This is a genomic window from bacterium, assembly GCA_030685015.1.
Lineage (GTDB): Bacteria > CAIWAD01 > CAIWAD01 > CAIWAD01 > CAIWAD01 > CAIWAD01.
This window is the reverse complement of the sequence record JAUXWS010000104.1, coordinates 1-4,536: the sequence shown is the minus strand read 5'-3', so window position 1 is coordinate 4,536 and position 4,536 is coordinate 1. Positions and strand designations below refer to the sequence as shown.

The 4,536-nt window shown below is 65.8% G+C and carries 4 protein-coding genes; all 4 read right to left on the bottom strand.

Annotation, left to right across the window (positions count from 1 at the left end; all coding sequences use genetic code 11):
* On the bottom strand, positions 1–293 hold a 293-nt coding region (locus Q8O14_15280), incomplete at its 3' end, for a DUF262 domain-containing protein (GenBank protein MDP2362090.1).
* Positions 294–302: 9 nt separating this feature from the next.
* Positions 303–3,065 carry an SNF2-related protein gene (locus tag Q8O14_15275; protein ID MDP2362089.1) on the bottom strand — a complete coding sequence of 921 codons (2,763 nt, stop codon included), beginning with the start codon at positions 3,063–3,065 and terminating at the stop codon, positions 303–305.
* Positions 3,066–3,359: 294 nt separating this feature from the next.
* Complete coding sequence (locus tag Q8O14_15270) at positions 3,360–4,004, bottom strand: DNA-3-methyladenine glycosylase 2 family protein (GenBank protein MDP2362088.1); 645 nt, start codon at positions 4,002–4,004, stop codon at positions 3,360–3,362.
* A gap of 111 nt (positions 4,005–4,115) precedes the next feature.
* Positions 4,116–4,536 (bottom strand): hypothetical protein (locus Q8O14_15265; GenBank protein MDP2362087.1); only part of this gene is annotated, 421 nt, incomplete at its 5' end.

Genomic DNA, 4,536 nt, shown 5'->3' with positions numbered 1-4,536 from the left:
CGTTGCAGGTTCTTCAGCACGGCCAGCACAATCAAGCTGATGGTGGTGATGCGCTGCTGGCCATCGATGACTTCAAAAACCTTGTCGTCGGAGGATTGAAGGACGAGATAGCCCATGTAGTGGGCGGGATCTCCGCCGGGCTTCAGGGTTCCCAGCAAGTCCGCCCACAGGTCCTCCCACTCATCCTCCGTCCAGCTGTAGTCGCGTTGGAAGCGTGGGATGCGGTACGCAAGGCCGTTTCCGATGAGCTTGCGGAAGGTGTTGTTCTCGGTCTTGAAGTTGGTGGCCGCCATGGTTCCTCCCTAGCACACGGTCCAGCGGCAGGATACGAATTGCCCGACCGATGTCTGCTGTGCCAACGCCTGCTCGATGGTTGTGATCAGCTCCTCCCGTTGCTGGTCGATGCCATCTTGCGCCTCGAAAAGTTCGCGGCGCCTGCCATTGCGCTGCCTCTCCAGCTCCCGCAGGCGCTTCTGGTGCGCCAGTTTGTCTTCCAGGGATTGCGCCAAAGCCCCGGCGCGGCGCAGCTCGCGGATCTGCTTGTCCAGTTCCTTCAGCTCGTGTTCCAGGGACAGCTTCAGGTCCTCGCTCCAGCGGTCCAGCTTCAACACCTCTTCATCGAAGAGGCGCGCGTTGCGGGTCTGGATTTCCACCAGCCGGGTGTCCACGGCCGCTTGGCGCAGGGGTGCCAGGTCCACGGGTTTCTGTTCGGTTCCCAGCGTGGCGGACAGCGAGAGCAGTTTCCAGCAGGTGTCCTCGTCCAGCACCGCCTGGTGATCCGTGCGTGCGGCGAAGATCAGGAATTCATCTTCCTCCACGGCGGACACGGTCAGGCGGGAAATCTCCAGCCAGCCCGATTGACCCACCAGCGGCTCCAGCACGCTGATCTTGGCGCCGTGGCCGCTGTAGTCGAAGGTCAGCTCCACACAGGGCAGCTCGCGCTCCAGGGCTTGTTGGATCAGGCGGCTGGCCAGCGGGTGCTCGGAGCGATAGAAGTGCTCGCCTTGGGCCTCGGCGTCCTTCCAGTCCAGATTGTAGGTCTGGGGTGCGCCATCCGGGGATGGCAGCCGGAAGCGCGGGCGCTGGGGATCGAACCAGGCCTGCTCGCCCAGTTCCACGCGGGTCAGGTCCAGCAGCCAGCGTTCGCGCTGGTTCAGGCAGGCGGCGGTGAGGTCGCGGCTGATGCGCAGGCGGGCCTGCACGTCCTCGTCGAAATGCTCCAACAGGGTCTGGCGGGTGGCGGCCAGGCGCGCCTGGATCTTGGCGTCCAGCTCCGCCTGCAGGGCGTCGAAGGCGGCCTGGATCTCGGCATTGGTGCGGCAGCTCTGGTAGACCTCGGCGATGCGGCGTTCGATGTCCACGCCGGATTCCAGCGCTCCCAACACTTCGTCGGATGCGCCGAACACGCCGTCGAAGAGGCGGAACTTCTCGCTGAGCAATTCAAAGACGCGGCGGTCCGCCTCGTTGCGCCGGTTGAGGAAGTTCACCACCACCACGTCGTGCCGCTGGCCATAGCGGTGGCAGCGGCCAATGCGCTGTTCGATGCGCTGGGGATTCCAGGGCAGATCGAAGTTCACCACCAGCGAGCAGAACTGCAGGTTGACGCCCTCGGCGGTGGCTTCCGTCGCCACCAGGATCGTGGCCTCGTCGCGGAAGTGCTCGACGATGGCGGCCTTCATGTCGATGTCGCGGGAGCCGGAGACGCGGTCACTGCTCCGGTTGTGCTCCAGCCATTGCGCATAGATCGCGGCGTGGTGCGGCTGGTCGTTGGTGCCGTTGATGGTGGCCACCTGGCCCGCGTAGCCGTTGGTGGTCAGCAGGTCGAACAGGTAGCGCTGGGTCTCGCGGGATTCGGTGAAGATGACGGCCTTGCGTGCCGCGCCCAATTCCTCGGCCCTGGCGAAGGCGATGGCCAGCGCGGGCAGCAGGGTGTCGCCCTTGGCGTTGTGGGCAATGGCCGCCGCCTGGTCGGCGTAGCGCCGCAGTTCCGCCAGTTCCTCGCCCAACTGGACGGGATCCAGCTGGACAGGGCTCGCGGGTGTGTCGTCCGCCGGTTCCGCCTCCGCGCCGATTTCCTCCGCCCAGTCGTCCAGCCCTTCCAAGTCATCCTCGCCCAGCAAGTCCATCTGCTGCTGGACGTGCTCCAGACGGTCGGCCAGACGCCGCAGCGTGCGGGCGATGGCGAAGGTGGAGGAGGACAGCAGTTTGCGCAGCACCATGGTGATCAACTGGCGCTGGCTGGCCGGCAGGGCGTAGAGGATCTCGCGGTGCAGGTAGTCGGTGATGGCGTCGTAGAGCGCCTGCTCGGCGCCGGAGGGCAGGAACTCCTGGGTGATGGGCACGCGGTTGGTGAAGGGAATGTACTCTGTCACCTGCTTGCGCAGGGTCCGGGTGCAGACAGGCGCCAGCCGCTGTTTCAGCAGCACGTTGCGGGACAGCTCGTCCGGATTGGTCACGAACTGGTCGCGGAAGGAGGCCACATCGCCAAAGACATGCGGGTCGATGACACTGACCAGGCTGAACAGCTCCAGCAGGGAATTCTGCAGCGGCGTGGCGGTCAGCAGCAGCTTGGGTGCGCGGCCAAGGGCATCATCGATGCGGTGGGCCATGCTCTTGGTGGCCGCCGGAATGTTCTGCAGGCGCGAGCGGGAACGGTGCACGTTGCGCAGCCGGTGCGCTTCGTCCAGCACCACCAGATCCCAGGGAATGCGTGACACGTCGGCGGCCCGCAGGGAGGCGAAGTGATACGAGCAGATCACCACCCGGTCCTTGCGGTCGAAGGGATTGGCGCTGCCCCCTGGTTGGGTATTTCCCGCAACGCGGGCGTCCAGCACGTCGGCAGGCAGAAAGAACTTCTCCAGCAATTCCTGCTGCCACTGCTTGCGCAGCATGGCGGGCACGATGACCAGGATGCGGCGCCTACGCTCGGCCCACCTCTGCGAGAGGACGATGCCCGCTTCCACCGTCTTGCCCAGCCCCACCTCGTCGGCCAGGATGGCACCGTTGGTGAAGGGGGAACGCAAGGCGAACAGCGCGGCGTCGATCTGGTGGGGGTTCAGGTCCACCCGCGCGTTTTCGATGGAACGCGACAGCGCGGCAATGTCTCCGCCGGATCCCCGCAGGGTCAGCGCGTGTGCCCATAGTTTGCTGTGGTAGACTGTTGACATAGCGCGAGTGACAACCGCCGAGTCGATTCAGGCGTCGTCCGGCCATCCCCTTGGCGGCACGACGCGCCAAGCTGCATGGCTGAACCGCACCGCCAATCTATACAAACATACTCAGTTGTGGTGGAGGCGGTTGTCCTGGCTGCAATAAAGGGCCACGGATTCCTGACCATCGAGCAGGCTGGACATGTCTCGTCAAGTCACAGCTTTCCACCCCGCCACCCGCCACAAGACCAGGCTGGCCACGCTGCGCCAGGGGATCCAGGCCTCGGCGCGCCGGGCGCACTCGGCGGGTGAGGGGTCGTCCAGATCGTACAGACGGGCCACGCCCTTGCGCAGGCCGAGGTCGCCGGGGGAGAAGACGTCCGGGCGGCGCAGGCCGAAGATGAGGAACATCTCCGCCGTCCAGCGGCCGATGCCCTTCACCGCGGTGAGGGCGGCGACGATCTCCTCGTCGGGGCGGCGGGCGAAGGGGAAGCGCTCGAGCGGACCGCCGCTGAAGGCGTGGGCCAGGGCATCCAGGTAGCCCAGCTTCTGCGGGGAGACGCCGGCGGCGCGCAGGGCGGCGCGGCCCTCCTCCGTGTCGCAGAGGCGGCGCAGGTCGGCGGCGGCGGGACGGCGCGGATCGTGGCAGAGGGCGAAGGTGCGTCGGCAGATGGTCTCGGCGGCGGCGCCGCTCACCTGCTGGCTGAGGATGGCATCGGCCAGGGTTTGGAAGGGCGGACGGCGTGGGGGCAGGCGCGGCTCATCCACCCGCTTCAACCACGGCCGGAAGGCGGCGTCGCGGCGGGGCAGCTCGCGCAGGGCGGTGGCCAGGGATTCCTGAGTGAGGGTGGGCATGGACGCTCCGGGTTGTGGCCGGCAAGATCCCAACCTGCGGGCGGATCTGCCTCCGGTCCGCTGTCTGCCCATCTGGACACCGGACGGAGGCGCATGATCCATCGCGCACCTTCATTCGAAATGGGAGATCCTGCGTGCTGGAGTCATTACTCGCGAAGGACGCGAAGGAGAGCGGATGGCCACGGGCAAGAGCCGCGAAGGGTGAGGATATGAAGGTGCGATGGACGTGAGGATAAGCGGGCCTCCAAAGGCCAGAGCCGCGACATGCGAAGGCAGGGATAGTGGGGAAGTCATGCCGGCGATCGAATCCAGCGACAGGCCAGCGCCATTGCTCTGTCCATCATTGGCTTCAGCCGCGGCGCTTGCCTTCGCGTTCTTCCCTAGCAGCCTGTCGGACTTAGAGCTTATCCGTAAATAGGTTGACATTTCGATTCCGTTGAGCCAGCTTCCTCCATCACAACTGGAGGAGTCAGCCATGTCGCGATTGGCGAGCTGGGAATTGTCGGATGCCTTCTGGAGCCGAGTGGAGCCC

Excerpts from the sequence above, each read along its gene's own strand:
- Q8O14_15270 (MDP2362088.1), bottom strand. The coding sequence starts at position 4,004 with ATGCCCACCCTCACTCAGGAATCCCTGGCCACCGCCCTGCGCGAGCTG.